General features: G+C 72.7%; 15 protein-coding genes. 6 read left to right on the forward strand and 9 right to left on the reverse strand.

The window, feature by feature from the left end; translation table 11 throughout:
• Positions 1–6 precede the first annotated feature (6 nt).
• The 4 genes from ACFW9O_RS22125 to ACFW9O_RS22140 all read left to right on the forward strand — a co-directional run bounded on the left by ACFW9O_RS22125 (position 7) and on the right by ACFW9O_RS22140 (position 2,852).
• Positions 7–1,218, forward strand: coding sequence for a pyridoxal phosphate-dependent aminotransferase (locus tag ACFW9O_RS22125; RefSeq protein WP_351175908.1), 1,212 nt, complete (start codon positions 7–9; stop codon positions 1,216–1,218).
• Positions 1,215–1,853: a peptidase gene (locus ACFW9O_RS22130; protein ID WP_384611541.1), complete on the forward strand. Its 639-nt coding sequence runs from the start codon at positions 1,215–1,217 to the stop codon at positions 1,851–1,853. The genes ACFW9O_RS22125 and ACFW9O_RS22130 overlap by 4 nt, the downstream gene beginning before the upstream one ends.
• Positions 1,854–1,971: 118 nt before the next feature.
• A complete protein-coding gene (locus tag ACFW9O_RS22135; protein WP_384611650.1) occupies positions 1,972–2,466 on the forward strand; it encodes a DUF3574 domain-containing protein in 495 nt (164 codons plus the stop codon).
• Positions 2,467–2,540: 74 nt separating this feature from the next.
• Positions 2,541–2,852 carry a hypothetical protein gene (locus ACFW9O_RS22140; protein ID WP_351175904.1) on the forward strand — a complete coding sequence of 104 codons (312 nt, stop codon included), beginning with the start codon at positions 2,541–2,543 and terminating at the stop codon, positions 2,850–2,852.
• Positions 2,853–2,859: 7 nt separating this feature from the next.
• Here ACFW9O_RS22140 and ACFW9O_RS22145 read toward each other — a convergent pair whose 3' ends face one another.
• From ACFW9O_RS22145 to ACFW9O_RS22155, 3 genes are all read right to left on the reverse strand, one after another.
• Positions 2,860–4,143, reverse strand: coding sequence for an SWIM zinc finger family protein (locus tag ACFW9O_RS22145; RefSeq protein ID WP_384611543.1), 1,284 nt, complete (start codon positions 4,141–4,143; stop codon positions 2,860–2,862).
• Entirely contained in the window at positions 4,140–7,040 is a 2,901-nt protein-coding gene (locus tag ACFW9O_RS22150) for an SNF2-related protein (RefSeq protein ID WP_384611545.1), read from the reverse strand. Before ACFW9O_RS22150 ends, ACFW9O_RS22145 begins: the two co-directional genes overlap by 4 nt.
• A gap of 123 nt (positions 7,041–7,163) precedes the next feature.
• Positions 7,164–8,228, reverse strand: coding sequence for an SPFH domain-containing protein (locus ACFW9O_RS22155; protein WP_384611652.1), 1,065 nt, complete (start codon positions 8,226–8,228; stop codon positions 7,164–7,166).
• A gap of 220 nt (positions 8,229–8,448) precedes the next feature.
• Between ACFW9O_RS22155 and ACFW9O_RS22160 the strand changes: the two genes are divergently transcribed.
• Positions 8,449–8,820 (forward strand): hypothetical protein, encoded by a 372-nt coding sequence (locus tag ACFW9O_RS22160; RefSeq protein ID WP_384611546.1) that lies wholly within the window; start codon positions 8,449–8,451, stop codon positions 8,818–8,820.
• Here the strand turns inward: ACFW9O_RS22160 and ACFW9O_RS22165 are convergent.
• The 3 genes from ACFW9O_RS22165 to ACFW9O_RS22175 all read right to left on the reverse strand — a co-directional run bounded on the left by ACFW9O_RS22165 (position 8,814) and on the right by ACFW9O_RS22175 (position 11,331).
• Positions 8,814–9,275: a DoxX family protein gene (locus ACFW9O_RS22165; protein WP_384611548.1), complete on the reverse strand. Its 462-nt coding sequence runs from the start codon at positions 9,273–9,275 to the stop codon at positions 8,814–8,816. The two genes, ACFW9O_RS22160 and ACFW9O_RS22165, sit on opposite strands and share 7 nt — an antisense overlap.
• 149 nt (positions 9,276–9,424) lie before the next feature.
• Positions 9,425–10,123 (reverse strand): class I SAM-dependent methyltransferase, encoded by a 699-nt coding sequence (locus ACFW9O_RS22170; protein ID WP_384611550.1) that lies wholly within the window; start codon positions 10,121–10,123, stop codon positions 9,425–9,427.
• A 59-nt stretch (positions 10,124–10,182) separates the two neighbouring features.
• Positions 10,183–11,331: an ADP-ribosylglycohydrolase family protein gene (locus ACFW9O_RS22175; RefSeq protein WP_384611552.1), complete on the reverse strand. Its 1,149-nt coding sequence runs from the start codon at positions 11,329–11,331 to the stop codon at positions 10,183–10,185.
• Between the two features lie 78 nt (positions 11,332–11,409).
• On the opposite strand from ACFW9O_RS22175, the gene ACFW9O_RS22180 reads away from it, so the two are divergent.
• Positions 11,410–11,688: a DUF6343 family protein gene (locus ACFW9O_RS22180; protein ID WP_351175937.1), complete on the forward strand. Its 279-nt coding sequence runs from the start codon at positions 11,410–11,412 to the stop codon at positions 11,686–11,688.
• Between the two features lie 15 nt (positions 11,689–11,703).
• Here the strand turns inward: ACFW9O_RS22180 and ACFW9O_RS22185 are convergent, their stop codons facing one another.
• The 3 genes from ACFW9O_RS22185 to ACFW9O_RS22195 all read right to left on the reverse strand — a co-directional run bounded on the left by ACFW9O_RS22185 (position 11,704) and on the right by ACFW9O_RS22195 (position 13,747).
• Entirely contained in the window at positions 11,704–12,072 is a 369-nt protein-coding gene (locus ACFW9O_RS22185; protein WP_384611554.1) for a tetratricopeptide repeat protein, read from the reverse strand.
• Between the two features lie 90 nt (positions 12,073–12,162).
• Positions 12,163–12,765 carry a dephospho-CoA kinase gene (coaE, locus tag ACFW9O_RS22190; protein WP_384611556.1) on the reverse strand — a complete coding sequence of 201 codons (603 nt, stop codon included), beginning with the start codon at positions 12,763–12,765 and terminating at the stop codon, positions 12,163–12,165.
• A gap of 43 nt (positions 12,766–12,808) precedes the next feature.
• Positions 12,809–13,747, reverse strand: a complete 939-nt coding sequence (locus ACFW9O_RS22195; RefSeq protein ID WP_351177785.1) for a PAC2 family protein — start codon at positions 13,745–13,747, stop codon at positions 12,809–12,811.
• Between the last annotated feature and the right edge of the window lie 65 nt (positions 13,748–13,812).

The raw sequence follows: 13,812 nt of genomic DNA on the forward strand, positions 1-13,812 counted from the left end.
CACAGCATGGAGTTCCGGCAGTCCAGCAAGCTCAACGAGGTCTGTTACGAGATCCGGGGCCCTGTCATCGAGGAGGCCAACGCCCTGGAGGAGGCGGGCCACAGCGTGCTCCGCCTCAACACGGGCAACCCGGCGCTCTTCGGGTTCGAGGCCCCCGAGGAGATCGTCCAGGACATGATCCGGATGCTCCCGCAGGCACATGGCTACACCGATTCGCGCGGCATCCTCTCCGCCCGCCGGGCCGTGGCGCAGCGCTACCAGGCGATGGGCCTGACCGACGTCGACGTCGACGACATCTTCCTCGGCAACGGCGTCTCCGAGCTGATCTCCATGTCCGTACAGGCACTTCTGGAGGACGGCGACGAGATCCTCGTCCCGAGCCCCGACTACCCGCTGTGGACCGCCGTCACCACACTCGCGGGCGGCAAGGCCGTGCATTACACCTGCGACGAGGCAGCGGACTGGAATCCGGACCTCGCGGACATGGCCTCGAAGATCACCGACCGCACCAGGGCCGTGGTGATCATCAACCCGAACAACCCGACGGGTGCCGTCTATCCCCGCGAGATCCTCGAGGGCATGCTCGATCTGGCACGCAGGCACGGGCTGATGGTGTTCGCCGACGAGATCTACGACCAGATCCTCTACGACGACGCCGAGCACCACTCCGTGGCGGTCCTGGCCCCGGATCTGCTCTGCCTCACCTTCAGCGGGCTGTCCAAGACGTACCGTGTGGCGGGGTTCCGCTCCGGCTGGCTGGTGGTGTCGGGCCCCCGGCAGCACGCCCGCAACTACCTGGAGGGGCTCACCATGCTCGCCTCCATGCGGCTGTGCCCCAACGCCCCCGCCCAGTACGCGATCCAGGCGGCGCTCGGCGGCCGGCAGTCGATCCGTGGGCTCGTCGCCCCCGGGGGCAGGCTCCACGAGCAGCGCGACCGGGCCTGGGAGCGGCTGAACGAGATCCCGGGGGTGTCGTGCGTGAAGCCGAAGGGCGCCCTGTACGCGTTCCCTCGCATCGACCCCAAGGTCCACAACATCGTCGACGACGAGCGGTTCGTCCTGGACCTCCTGCTGCGGGAGAAGATCCAGGTGGTTCAGGGCACCGGCTTCAACTGGCCGCGCCCCGACCACTTCCGGATCCTGACCCTCCCCCATGCCGACGTCCTCGACGCGGCGATCAGCCGCATCGGCCGCTTCCTGAGCGGATACCGCCAGTGATCTGCACCGGCTGCCGGACCCCCGTGCACACGCAGTTCGCGTCGCCCGGCCTGGTGGGCGCGATCGTGGAGGGCGGGCTCGATCCGGCCGAGGACCCGGCCTGGGCGGACTCCGGCGCGGTCTCGCCCGCCGAGTACGCGCGCTGGGCAGGCCATCTGTGCGGTATGACCTGCCTGCGCATGGCGCTCGGCCCCACCGCTCCGACCCTGTTCGCGCTGCGCGACGGGGCCGTCGAGTACGGCGCGTACACCGAGGACGCCCACGGGGTGATCCGGGGCCTGGTCTACGCCCCGTTCGCCGCGTACGTGACCGAGGCGCACGGCCTCGACGCGACCGTCCACCGGCACCTGTCCCCCGCCGGGATCCTCGGGCTGCTGGACGACGGCAGGAGTGTGATGGCGTCCGTGCACTACGGAATCCGGCACCCGGAACTGCCGGCGCCGGGGCGGGGCGGGCATCTGGTCCTGCTGACCTCGCGCACCGCGGACGGATCGGGAGTGCACTTCCACAACCCGTCCGGGACGACGGCGGACACACGCGCGGCCGAGCTGCCGCTGCCCGTCTTCGAACGCTTCTTCGCGGGCCGCGGGGTGTCGTTGCCCGGAGTCACGACGACGGGTGCCGCGGGGCCGTAGCACCTCACCCTTACGGGTGGTCCGGCCCGGATCCCGGTGTCCTGCCGGGCCGTTGCGCCGACCGCGTGCCACGGTGAGCGCCGTTCCGGCATCCGACCGCCCGTGGGAGATCATCTTGCTGCGTCTGCGCAACCGACCGAAGCCGGGCCCCGAGCGATCCACGCGGCGCACCGCGGTCCTGGCGGGTGTGGCCGCCTGCGCGGCACTCGCCACGGGCGCGCCGATCGCGTACGCCACACTCGGCAGCGAGGCACCGGCGGCGCGGGCGACGGCGGTCCGGGGCGCCGAGTACGTGGAGACCCGTCTGTTCTTCGGTACGGAACGCCCCGACGGGGGACCGGATGTGACCGACCCGCAGTTCCTCGCCTTCGTCGACCGGAACGTGACGCCGGACTTCCCGGCCGGCCTGACGATCCAGGACGGCCGTGGGCAGTGGCGGGACTCCAACGGGGTGATCGAGCGGGAGCGTTCGTACGAACTGATCCTGCTCTATCCGGCGTCGGAGGCGCGCCTGCGCGACCCGCAGATCGAGCGGATCCGCGCCGCGTACGAGAAGGCCTACGCCCAGGACTCGGTGGCCCGCCTCGACGAACGCACCCTCGCCGACTTCTGAACCCCGGGGCCGCGTCCGCACCGGTGCCGCCTACCGTTGCCCGGAAACGACGGACGAGCACGGGAGCGATGCACATGGGCGCGGCGATACGGCACTTCACAGCCACCGGACCGGGCGGCCAGGTCTTCACGGTGAACATCGAACGCGACTTCCGGTACGACCCCTACCGCGACTTCCTCGTGTGCGCGCACTGCGACTGGTCGCCGTCCCTGCTGACGACGAGGAAGCTCCTGGACATGGCCGGGGAGCATCTGTCCACCGCCCACGGTGCCGACCGCGGGCTGTCCCAGCAGGAGAACGAGTCGTTCCGCAAGGCCCGCTGGGTGATGCTGCCCCTGTGCGCGGTCCTGGTGATCGGGCTGCTCACCTATTACGCACAGAGCTGACGGCTCATCAGCCCCGCAGGGCGGTGAGCGCGCCCACCGGGTCGGGGTCCGGGGTGGCGCGGGGCCACCAGTCGTCCGCGCCCGGGTCCGATTCGTAGCCGTACCAGCGGCCGTCGTGGCCGAAGCGGAGCTGGAGGGTGCCCCCGGCGTTGGTGAGGTGGTTGCGCCAGGGCTGGAAGCGCGGGAAGTCGGCCGCCGCGAGGGCGGGGCGGGCCCGGTCGAACGGGCCCGCCGGTGGGTCCCAGGGGCTCTCCAGGACCGCGAGGCCCTCGGCGCCGCCCTGCCTCCAGGCGGCGACGGCGCGTGCCAGGTCGGTGGTGCTGCGGCCGGTGGCGTAGGCCAGCTCGCGGTAGAGGGCCCGGGTCGTTGCCGTGAGCCCCGCGGTGGGCCGGGACGCGGCGATGCGCACCGCGTCCTGCCAGGTGCTGAGCCCGGCGATCGGGTCGTCCCCGGTGGTCAGGAGTGCGTGGGCGCGGGCAGCCGCGTCCGAGGCGAGGTGGTCCAGGGACAGCGGGTCATGGGCGCCGGGCAGGTCCGGGTAGGAGGGCGGCTGCCCGGGGTACGGCGGCACGGGCAGCGGTGCCGGGAGCGGCGGCAGGAAGCGGCCGGCCAGGACCTCGGCTGCCGGGAGCGAGGGCATCGCCGGGGTGGCGGGGCGTTCTCGGGCGGAGTGCTCGGCGTTGCGGCGGCCCAGCTCGTCGAGGAGTTCGCGCTCGCCCCGGCCGCGCATCAGCAGCAGGACGAAGGGGTCGCTGTCCAGGAGCCGTGCCGTCTGGAAGCAGAGCGCCGCCACGTGCTTGCAGGGCCAGCCCCGGTCCGGGCAGGAGCAGTCCGGGTCGAGGTCGCCGGCGGCGGGCAGCAACCGGATACCGGTCTCCCCCGCCGTGTCGACCAGGGAATGCGGCATGTCCTTGTCGAGCAGCGCGGACAGATGCCCGGGCCGCGCCGCGACGGCGTCCAGGAAGGTGTCCCAGTCGGAGGCCGAGAGCGTACGCAGGCGCAGCTCCGCCCTGTACGGGCGGGGGCGGCTGCCGTGGACGTAGGCGATGACCCGGCCGGGGGTCACGGTGATCGCGGCGACATGGCCGCCGTCGGCGTACGTACGGCCGCGGGCGAGGCGCCCCTCGTCCATCGACAGGGACTCCAGGGCGTCCACCCAGGCCCGGCCCCACCAGCTGTCCGCGAAGGGTTCCGCGGTGTCCGAGGCACGGGCGGGCACCGCCTCGAAGGTGCGCCGCAGGTCGTCGGGGCCGGGACGCGCCGTGGGGCGGGGGCGTGCGGCCGGGCTCATGCCGTCCTCCGGAGCGAGACGAGGTCGGCCAGGTCACGGTCGCTGAGCTCGGTCAGAGCGGCCTCGCCGGATCCGAGCACCGCGTCGGCGAGCGCGCGCTTGGACTCCAGCAGCTCGCTGATCCGGTCCTCGACGGTGCCCTCCGCGATGAGCCGGTGCACCTGCACGGGCTGCGTCTGGCCGATGCGGTACGCACGGTCGGTGGCCTGCTCCTCGACCGCGGGATTCCACCAGCGGTCGTAGTGGATGACGTGGGCGGCCCGGGTGAGGTTCAGCCCGGTGCCGGCCGCCTTGAGGGAGAGCAGGAAGACGGGGACCTCGGCGGACTGGAAGCGGTCCACCATCCGCTCCCGCTCGGGCACCGGGGTACCGCCGTGCAGGAGCTGGGAGGGGACGGAGCGGGAGGCCAGGTGGGCGGAGAGGAGACGGGCCATCGACACGTACTGGGTGAAGATCAGGACGGAGGCGTCCTCGGAGAGGATCGTGTCGAGGAGCTCGTCGAGCAGGGCGAGCTTGCCCGAGCGTCCCGTGAGCCGGGTCGGCTCCTCCTTGAGGTACTGCGCGGGGTGGTTGCAAATCTGCTTGAGCGAACCGAGCAGTTTCATGATCAGCCCGCGGCGGGCGATGCCCTCGGACTGCTCGATGAAGGCCATCGTCTCGCGCACGGCCGCCTCGTAGAGCGTGGCCTGCTCGCGGGTGAGGGAGACGGCGTGGTCGGTCTCCGTCTTCGGCGGCAGCTCGGGCGCGATGCCCGGGTCCGACTTCTTGCGGCGCAGGAGGAAGGGGCGGACCAGCCGGGAGAGCCGCTCGACCGCCTCCTCGTTGCCCAGGCCCGCCGCGGTGCCGGTGTTCTCGACGATCCGGGCGTGCCGGGACCGGAACGCCTTGAGCGGGCCGAGCAGCCCGGGGGTGGTCCAGTCGAGCAGGGCCCAGAGCTCGGAGAGGTTGTTCTCGACGGGCGTGCCGGTCAGCGCGACGCGGGCCGGGGCCGGGATGGTGCGCAGCGCCTTGGCCGTGGAGGAGTGCGGATTCTTCACGTGCTGGGCCTCGTCGGCGACGACCAGACCCCACGTGTGCTCGGCGAGCCGGTCCGCGCTGGACCGCATCGTGCCGTAGGTGGTGAGGACGAAGCCGCCGTCCGGGTCGGTGAGCGTGCGGTCGGTGCCGTGGAAGCGGCGCACGGGGACGCCGGGCGCGAAGCGGTTGATCTCCCGGTGCCAGTTGCCGAGGAGGGAGGCGGGACAGACGACCAGCGTGGGGGCGGCGTGGGCGCGGTGCAGATGGAGGGCGATGACGGTGATGGTCTTGCCCAGGCCCATGTCGTCGGCGAGGCAGCCGCCCAGGCCGAGCGAGGTCATCCGGTCCAGCCAGGCCAGACCTCGCAGCTGGTAGTCGCGGAGGGTGGCGTCGAGGCCGGGCGGCGGCGGGAGGGTGGCGCCCTCGTCGAGGATGCGCGAGCGGAGTGCCGCGAGCGCGCCGGCCGGCACCGCCTCGACCTGTTCGCCGTCGACCTCGGCGCTGCCTGTCAGGGCGACGGCGAGCGCGTCCACCGGATCCAGCAGACCGAGCTCCCGCTTGCGCGCCTTGCGTACGAGCGCGGGATCCACGACCACCCACTGGTCGCGCAGCCGCACCACCGGCCGGTGGGCCTCGGCCAGCGTGTCCATCTCGGCCTCGGTGAGCTGCTCGTCGCCCAGGGACAGCTGCCAGTTGAACGCGAAGAGGTGCTCCGCGTCGAAGAACGAGGTGCCGTCGGTGGCCGAGCCCGGCGCGGGCCGGACGACGGCCGTGGCGGTGAGCGAGCGGGCGAGCTCCCGGGGCCAGTGGACGGCGACCCCGGCCGCCGCGAGCCGTGGTCCCGCTTCGCCGATCAGTTCGTAGAGCTCGTCCTCGGCGAGCGCGAGCACGTCGGGGACCGGCTGGTCCAGCAGCCGCTCCAGCGGGGGCCAGATCCGGGCGGCGCGGCGCAGGGCGAGCACCGCGTCGATCCTCGCCCGCGGCCCGAAGGGCTCCCCTGCCCCGCCGCTCCACAACGTCGCCGCATCGGTGACGTACGTCGGGTCGGCCAGGCTGTGCACCTGTGTGACGGCCGCTGCGGCGTGGCGGGCTGCTGTCGGGGATCCGTGCGCGTCCCCGTCCGGGTCCGTGGTGGGCCCGGTGGTGTCGAAGAGTTCGCTGACGGACAGGTCGAGCCGGAGGGAGACGCGCACCCCCGCGTCGAGTCCGGCAGCCACCTCGACGGCCCAGGCGCGGGCGCCGGGCAGCTGCTGCGCCTCGCGCGCGGCGAACGGCGCGCCCATCGCGTGGCCCGCGGCCGGAGTCCGGGGCAGGGTGTCCGCCACGGCGTCGAGGAACGCTCCGAGCAGGGCCGGCGGGTCCGGGACCCGCAGCGGTGAGCCGTCGAGCGGGACCGCGTACCCCTCGGGGGGCATCGAGGCGGCGACGGCCCTGAGGTGGGCGATGTCCTCCGCGTCACGGGGCCCGGCCCGCCATGCGTCGTGGTCGTCGGCCGTCAGACCGGGCAGGAGCCTGCCGCGCGCCACCAGGGTGAGCGCGTGCAGCGCGGCCGCGCCCCAGGCGCGCGTGGCGGGGTGGGCGGAGGCCCGGTGCCGGGCGCGCGCGAGGAGCGGCACGGCATCCGCGACGGACAGCACTGCGGCGGGCACCGTGCGGCGCCGGGCCGCGCCCGCGCCGTACGGCCCGACGACCGTCAGCTCCGTGACGGTGTACGGCGGATCCCCGCCGTCGCCCGGCGGCTCGTCGGGACCGGTGAAGGCGGTACCGCCCTCGGGGTCCCAGAAGGCGACCCGGCCGTCCCGGGGCAGCGCGGCCGGAAGGAAGACCGCCGCGCACCGCACCAGCCGCTCGGCGGCCGGGACCGTGGTCCGCTGTGCCATGCCCACTACCCCTCCCGCCTGGGTCCGCATGCCTGAATCCTGTCTTCGCGAGTCTAGGCGGGGGGTACGACAACGCCCGCCCCGCACGTGTTCCCACGGGCCGGGGCGGGCGTGGTGTCCGCGTCAGTGATGGACGAAGGGCTCGGCGCGGGCCCCGCCGTGCTGCCGCTCCTCCGCGGAGTCCGGCGACGCGGTCGCGGGGTCGGGCAACCCGGTCGCGGGGTCACGCGGCGCGGGAGGCTCGTCCGCCGGGAGGCGCGCGGCCCGTGACCCGTCCTGTGCGAGGTCCTCGCCCCGCGCATGGGACTCCGGCGCGTGGGACTCCGCCTGCGCCTGGGACCCGGTCCGCGCATGGGGCTCGGTCTGCGGGGAGGACCCGTCGTACCCGGACGGACTCTGCGGCTGCCGCACCTCCGCGGGCGGCTGCCCCTGCTGCGCACGCTCCAGGAAGCGGAGCAGTTCGACGGGGAACGGCAGCACCAGCGTGGAGTTCTTCTCGGCCGCCACCGCGACCACGGTCTGCAGCAGTCGGAGCTGCAGCGCCGCCGGCTGGCTGGACATCTCCTGGGCCGCCTGGGCCAGCTTCTTCGAGGCCTGCAGTTCCGCGTCGGCGTTGATGACCCGCGCGCGCCGCTCACGGTCGGCCTCGGCCTGCCTGGCCATGGACCGCTTCATCGTCTCCGGCAGGGACACGTCCTTGATCTCGACGCGGTCGATCTGCACACCCCAGCCGACCGACGGACTGTCGATCATCAGTTCCAGTCCCTGGTTCAGCTTCTCCCGGTTGGACAGCAGATCGTCCAGGTCGCTCTTGCCGATGATCGACCGGAGGGACGTCTGAGCCATCTGCGAGACCGCGAACCGGTAGTCCTCCACCGCGATCACCGCGCTCGCCGGGTCCACCACCTTGAAGTAGATGACGGCGTCCACCCGGACCGTCACGTTGTCCCGCGTGATGCCGTCCTGCGCGGGCACCGGCATCGTCACGATCTGCATGTTCACCTTGCGGAGCCGGTCCACACCCGGAACGATCATGGTGAATCCCGGCGGTCGCACACGGTCGTGGAGCCTGCCGAGCCGGAGCACCACTCCACGTTCGTACTGCTTGACCACCCGGGCCGCGGCCATTCCGTACACCGCCGCGCCCGAGACCGCCGCCACCGCTGCGATCACCAGCTCCTGGACCATCACGGCCCCCTGCATCCGAGAGTGCGTTCCAGCACCCGTCCATCACGCCCTATTACCACGGTATGCCCGGTATGCGCACCCGTCGAACCTCTGTCCGGGTGTCAGTGGCCCGACCGGCCGCGCACCGGGTGCCGGGGCTCCGCGCAACAGGCAGGGTGACCAGCACCAGCACGTCTTTGTGCCGTACCGATGAGCCGGACGAGCAGACGAGGACCCGCCCATGTCCGTCACCGCGACCGCGACCGCCACCGACCGCCGCCGACGCCGCCGACACACCGGCGTCGCAGTCGGCGCGGCCCTGCTCACTCTCGGCCTCACGGGCTGCTCCGGCCTCGGGCGCACCGCGGTCGGACCGGTCATCTACACCACCGAGCGGGACAGGGTCATCAGCGTGAACAGCCCTTCGGTGAACGGCTGCCACCGGATGGCGCCCGCCGGCGCCAACGAGGTCGCCAACAGGACCCTGATCGACATGATCCTGTACCGCACCCGCGACTGCACCGGCGCCGGCACCACCTACGTCGCCACCACGCTGACCGACGCGAACTCCCCGCGCAGCCTGCCCTGGCGCAGCTACAGGTTCGTTCACTGACCGCGGCGCCGCGAACGGCCGCGCCCCCGGAGCAGCGCGACCAGCTCCGCCGTACGCTCCCTCCGGTCCCGGGCGATCAGGACGACCACGGCGATGAGCAGCGCCGGCATGACCGCGTTCGGAGGGTCCAGCAGCGTCAGCTGCACGATCGCAGCCCCGGCGAGCAGCCCGGCGAAGGCCATGGCGGCCACCCCGGACAGCAGGGGGATCAGGAGGGCGACGGCGCCGACCAGCTCCAGGCCGCCGATCGTGTACATCGCGCCGCTGCTCCAGCCCATGCGGTCGAAGGACTCCACCGCGGACTCGTGGGCGATGAGCTTGGGCACCGCGCTCAGCCCGAAGAAGAGCGCGAGGACGATCCGGGCCGCCGTCAGGACGACGGAAGCCCGGCTGCGGCGCGGCGACGCGGTGGCCGGTGCGGCGGGGGAAGCGGCGGCAGCACTGGTTTCGGACATGAGGGTCTCCTCGGAGGGCGTCGTGGATGACGTGCGCCGGGGCGGGGGCGGACCTGCCGCTTCGCCTTCCCGGCGCTTACAGAGGGGTAGACCCTGCCGGGGTCCGGAACTCATCGCGTCCCGGACCCCGGATTCACTTGATCCGTTGGCTACTTGGGGCGGGCGAGCACCCAGACGCCGTCATCGGTGAGGTAGCGGTCGACGGTCAGTCCGGCCGCTTCGAGACAGGCCTCGAACTGCCCGGGGGACAGTTCCCGCGACCGGAACGTCTGGGTCCACCGCGCGTCCTCGAACACGTACTCGGCACGCACCTCGTACACCCCGTCGCCCAAGGGCTCCGCCGACACGACGCGTATGGTGCAGCCCGCGGCCTCGTCCTCCCGTTCCCGCGGCAGATTGGTGTGGTAGTCGGCACCCTCGCGCTGGAGAAGTACGGCGCCGCCGTCCTTGACGTACCTGCGGCAGGTCCGCAACAGCCCTTCCCGGACGCGGTGGTCACTCGTGTGCACCAGGAACGACGCGAGCATGACCACGTCGAACCTCTCGTCGCCGAGGTCGAGCGACTCGATGGAGCTCCGCACCGTGCGTGCGCCTCTGACGTGTCCCAGCATCTGCGCCGACTCGTCCACGGCGGTCACCACGAAGCCGCGTTCGGCCAGTGGGTGCGTCACCCGGCCCGCCCCGCAGCCCAGTTCGAGAATGCTCGCTCCGGCGGGCACGGCCGCCTCGATCACATCCGGTTCGTTCCCGGCGGACAGCCGCGCGTACAGCTCGACCGCGCAGCCGTCCGGTGTGATGGAGCCCGGCCCCGTACCCGAATGTCCCTCACGTATCAGTCGTCCGCTCATACCCGGCCGAACGCACGGCAGCCGGGCCCCGTTCCCCGGACGGTCGCGGGCGGTGCCCGTCAGTACTGCGGATAGCGGCCGTCGGGCCACACCACGGGCTGCTCGAGCTCCATGCACAGGTCGTCGGCAAGCTCCGCGATCACGGCCCTGCCCTCCGTGGGGGCGAGCCAGGAGGCCGGCAGCGCCACGTCCCCGTGGTGCGCGCCGAGCAGATTGCCGCAGACCGAGCCCGTGGAGTCGCTGTCGCCCGAGTGGTTGACGGAGAGCAGCAGCGCCTCGGCCACATCGCCGGGGCCCGGCAGCACCAGCGCGCAGTAGACGGCGATGGCGAGGGCTTCCTCGGCGACCCACCCCGCCCCCAGCGACTCCACCCGCTCGGCGGTCGGCCGGCCGCGGGCGGCCAGGTCGACGGCGGCTCGCAGCGCGGCCGTCGTCTCCTCGTGGCCGCGGTGGCGGGCCAGCAGATCCATGGCCCGCAGGACGGCGCCCGCCGGGGAGTCGCCCTCCAGCAGATGGGTGACGATCGCGGCGAGCGCTCCTGCCGCGTACGCACCGGTGGGGTGGCCGTGGGTGATCTGCGCGCACCGGGCGGCCAGTTCGAATCCCCTGGGCGCGTCGGCTCCGAGCAGCCCGAAGGGTGCGGACCTCATCACCGTGCCGCAGCCCTTGGAGTGCGGGTTGACGGGGCCGGGCAGATCGAGCGGTGCGTCGGTACCGGGGACGTGGCCGGCCGCGAGCCCTGTCAGACAGGCGTTGCCGGGCGCCCGGCGCGCGTACAGCCAGGGCTGCTGCCTGAGCCATCCGGTCCGTACGGCGTTCTCCCCGCCCCGCGTCGGCGGAGAGGGGTGGTTCTGGGTGTCGAGCCAGCGCAGGTAGGCATGGCGTACGAGGGCGGTCTCGGAGCCGCCGACCCCCTTCGACCTGGCCCTGGCATGGGCCCTGATCAGCCCTTCGACCGTGAACAGCGTCATCTGGGTGTCGTCCGTGATCCGCCCGACGACCCCGTCCGCGTCCGCGACGGGCTCCCGCACTCCACGCTCCCCGTAGGCGCGGCGGATGCCGCCGAGCGAGAGGAATTCGACGGGGTTCCCCAGGGCGTCCCCGACGGCGCCGCCCAGCAGGGCGCCGCGCACCCGGGCCCGCCGGGCGACGACGTCACCCCACGCCGCCCCTGCCCCGATGGAGTTTCCCTGTTCCCTGGCGTCCACAGTCCGCTCCCCTTCGTCCTCCGGCATCGGTTTCCGTACGCCGCACGCCGGGTTCATGCTGGAGGAGAGGCGATGCCGATGCGTACCGGAAGTGAACCGTCCACCGCCCGCAGTCCCCTGCGGATGCGGCTCTGGCTGAGTCTATGGGGGATGATCTGGGCCGCTTTCGGCCTGACGGCCTTCGTGCTGACCGGACGCGCCGGCTGGGCGGCGGCGTGCGGCGTGCTTCTCGTCGTGACGGTCACGGACTTCTGCTTCGTCGTCCACCACATCCGTCAGGGTCCGCACTACCAGCCGGGCAGGGACGTCCCGCCGTACGAGCCCGACCGCGACGAGCGGGACGGGCTCGGCCGCTGAGCACGGAGGGGCGGGTCAGGGGGCCTTGTCGAAGCGGGCTGCCTCGAGGTACTCCGGATTCGGGTCGAGCGCCGCGGCCAGCCGGAAGTGGCGGGTGGCCTGCTCGGGGCGGCCGGCGCGCTGGAAGGTGCGGGCCAGGGCGAAGTGCGCGAAGGCGTTGTCCGGCTCCCGCTCCAGGACCAGCTCGAACTCGAGCTCGGCCGGGCGGAGTTGAGCGGCGGCGAAGAAGGCCCGCGCACGCAGCAGCCGGGCGGCCGTGTTCTCCGGATGGGCGGCTATCACCGAGTCGAGGAGTTTCACCGCACCTCTCGGATCCCGCGCCGCGAGGAGCTGTTCCGCCGCACGGAAGTCGATGACATGGGTTTCCGGGTTTCGCTCGGGCATGCCGGCATCCTTCCCCTCGGCTGCGGTACTTCAACGTCCGGGGCACTTCAACGCCCGGCCGGATCCTCGTATTCCGTCCCCGGCGCGGGCTCAGCCTCCGGCGGCCCGCGCGGTCAGTTCCGACCACAGGGCACGGACCTGCGGCTCCAGTGCCTCCAGCGGCCCGTCGTTGTCGACGACCAGGTCGGCGACGGCCTTTCGTTCCTCGCGGGTGGCCTGCGCGGCCATCCTGGCGCGCGCGTCGGACTCGGTCATCCCGCGCAGCGTGACGAGCCGGTCGAGCTGCGTCCCGGGGGTCGCGTCCACGACCACGACCAGGTCGTACAGCGGGGCGAGGCCGTTCTCGGTGAGGAGGGGGACGTCGTGGACGACGACGGCGTCGGGTCCGGCCGCCCGCTCCAGCTCCGCGGACCGGGCGCCGACGAGTGGGTGGACGATGGCGTTCAGCGTGGCCAGGCGCTCGGAGTCGGCGAAGACGATCGCGCCGAGTGCCGGCCGGTCCAGGGTGCCCTGCGGGGTGAGGATCCCGGGCCCGAAGGCCTCGACGACGGCGTCGAGCCCGGGTGTGCCGGGCTCGACGACCTCACGCGCGATCCGGTCGGCGTCGATCAGTACGGCTCCGTAGCTCACGAGCAGCCGTGACACTTCGCTCTTGCCGGCGCCGATCCCGCCGGTCAGGCCCACTTTCAGCATGCGCCGAGCCTAGAGGTGTCCTGTGTGCGGCCGGGAGCCGCCCTCAGGAGTCACCTTCGCGCTCGGCCAGGAAACGTTCGAACTCGAGGCCGATCTCGTCCGCCGACGGCAGGTCGACCGGCTCCGCCACGAGATTGCGACGCGTCTCGGAGCCCGCCACCGCGTCGTACTGGTGCTCGAGCCCCTCGACGAGCGAGACGAGCTCCTCGTCGCCCTGGCCGATCTGCCGGTCGATCTCGGTCTGGGTGCGGTGTGCCTCTGTGCGCAGACCGTGCGCGACGCTCGGCAGGACCAGGCCGGTCGCGGCGGTGATCGCCTCGAGCGCGGTCAGGGCCGCGTCCGGGTACGAGGACCGGGCGACGTAGTGCGGGACGTGGGCGGCGACGCCGAGGACGTCGTGGCCCGATTCCATCAGCCGGTACTCGACGAGCGCCTCGGCGGAGCCGGGGACCTGTGCCTCGTCGAACGGGCTGCGGTGACCCGGCATGAGGTCGGTGCGGTTGCCGTGCGGGGTTATTCCGACCGGGCGGGTGTGCGGGACGCCCATCGGGATGCCGTGGAAGTTGACCGCGAGACGGACGCCGAGCCGCTCGACGATCTGCTCGACCGCGGCGGCGAACCGCTCCCACTCCACATCCGGCTCGGGGCCGGACAGCAGCAGGAACGGTGCGCCCGTCGCGTCCTGGACCACGCGCACGTCCAGCGTCGGTGCCTCGAAGGCCGTCCAGCGGTCCCGCTTGAAGGTCAGCAGCGGGCGCCGTGCGCGGTAGTCCACGAGCCTGTCGTGGTCGAAGCGGGCCACGATCTGGTGCGGCAGCGTCTCGAGCACGCCGTCGACGATCTGCTCGCCGGTCTCGCCCGCGTCGATGTATCCGTCGAAGTGGTAGAGCATGACCAGGCCGGCCGACTCCTGGGCGAGCGCCATGTCGACGACGGCCAGGCCCTTCGGCTCCCATTCGTACAAACTCTGCGGATCAGGCACGGTTACCGCTCCTCCTCGTGTTCCTCGACAAGAACACCCCGCACGGCACCGGCATTCCCGCCCGC

The sequence above is a fragment of the Streptomyces sp. NPDC059499 genome (genome assembly GCF_042749285.1).
Classification (GTDB): domain Bacteria; phylum Actinomycetota; class Actinomycetes; order Streptomycetales; family Streptomycetaceae; genus Streptomyces.

Coding starts and splice junctions, on each gene's coding strand:
- ACFW9O_RS22185 (WP_384611554.1), bottom strand. CDS start 12,072: ATGCCCGAGCGAAACCCGGAAACCCATGTCATCGACTTCCGTGCGGCG.
- ACFW9O_RS22145 (WP_384611543.1), bottom strand. CDS start 4,143: ATGAGCCCGGCCGCACGCCCCCGCCCCACGGCGCGTCCCGGCCCCGAC.
- ACFW9O_RS22165 (WP_384611548.1), bottom strand. CDS start 9,275: ATGTCCGAAACCAGTGCTGCCGCCGCTTCCCCCGCCGCACCGGCCACC.
- ACFW9O_RS22170 (WP_384611550.1), bottom strand. CDS start 10,123: ATGAGCGGACGACTGATACGTGAGGGACATTCGGGTACGGGGCCGGGC.
- ACFW9O_RS22180 (WP_351175937.1), top strand. CDS start 11,410: ATGCGTACCGGAAGTGAACCGTCCACCGCCCGCAGTCCCCTGCGGATG.
- ACFW9O_RS22140 (WP_351175904.1), top strand. CDS start 2,541: ATGGGCGCGGCGATACGGCACTTCACAGCCACCGGACCGGGCGGCCAG.
- ACFW9O_RS22155 (WP_384611652.1), bottom strand. CDS start 8,228: ATGGTCCAGGAGCTGGTGATCGCAGCGGTGGCGGCGGTCTCGGGCGCG.
- ACFW9O_RS22160 (WP_384611546.1), top strand. CDS start 8,449: ATGTCCGTCACCGCGACCGCGACCGCCACCGACCGCCGCCGACGCCGC.
- ACFW9O_RS22150 (WP_384611545.1), bottom strand. CDS start 7,040: ATGGCACAGCGGACCACGGTCCCGGCCGCCGAGCGGCTGGTGCGGTGC.
- ACFW9O_RS22125 (WP_351175908.1), top strand. CDS start 7: ATGGAGTTCCGGCAGTCCAGCAAGCTCAACGAGGTCTGTTACGAGATC.
- coaE (WP_384611556.1), bottom strand. CDS start 12,765: ATGCTGAAAGTGGGCCTGACCGGCGGGATCGGCGCCGGCAAGAGCGAA.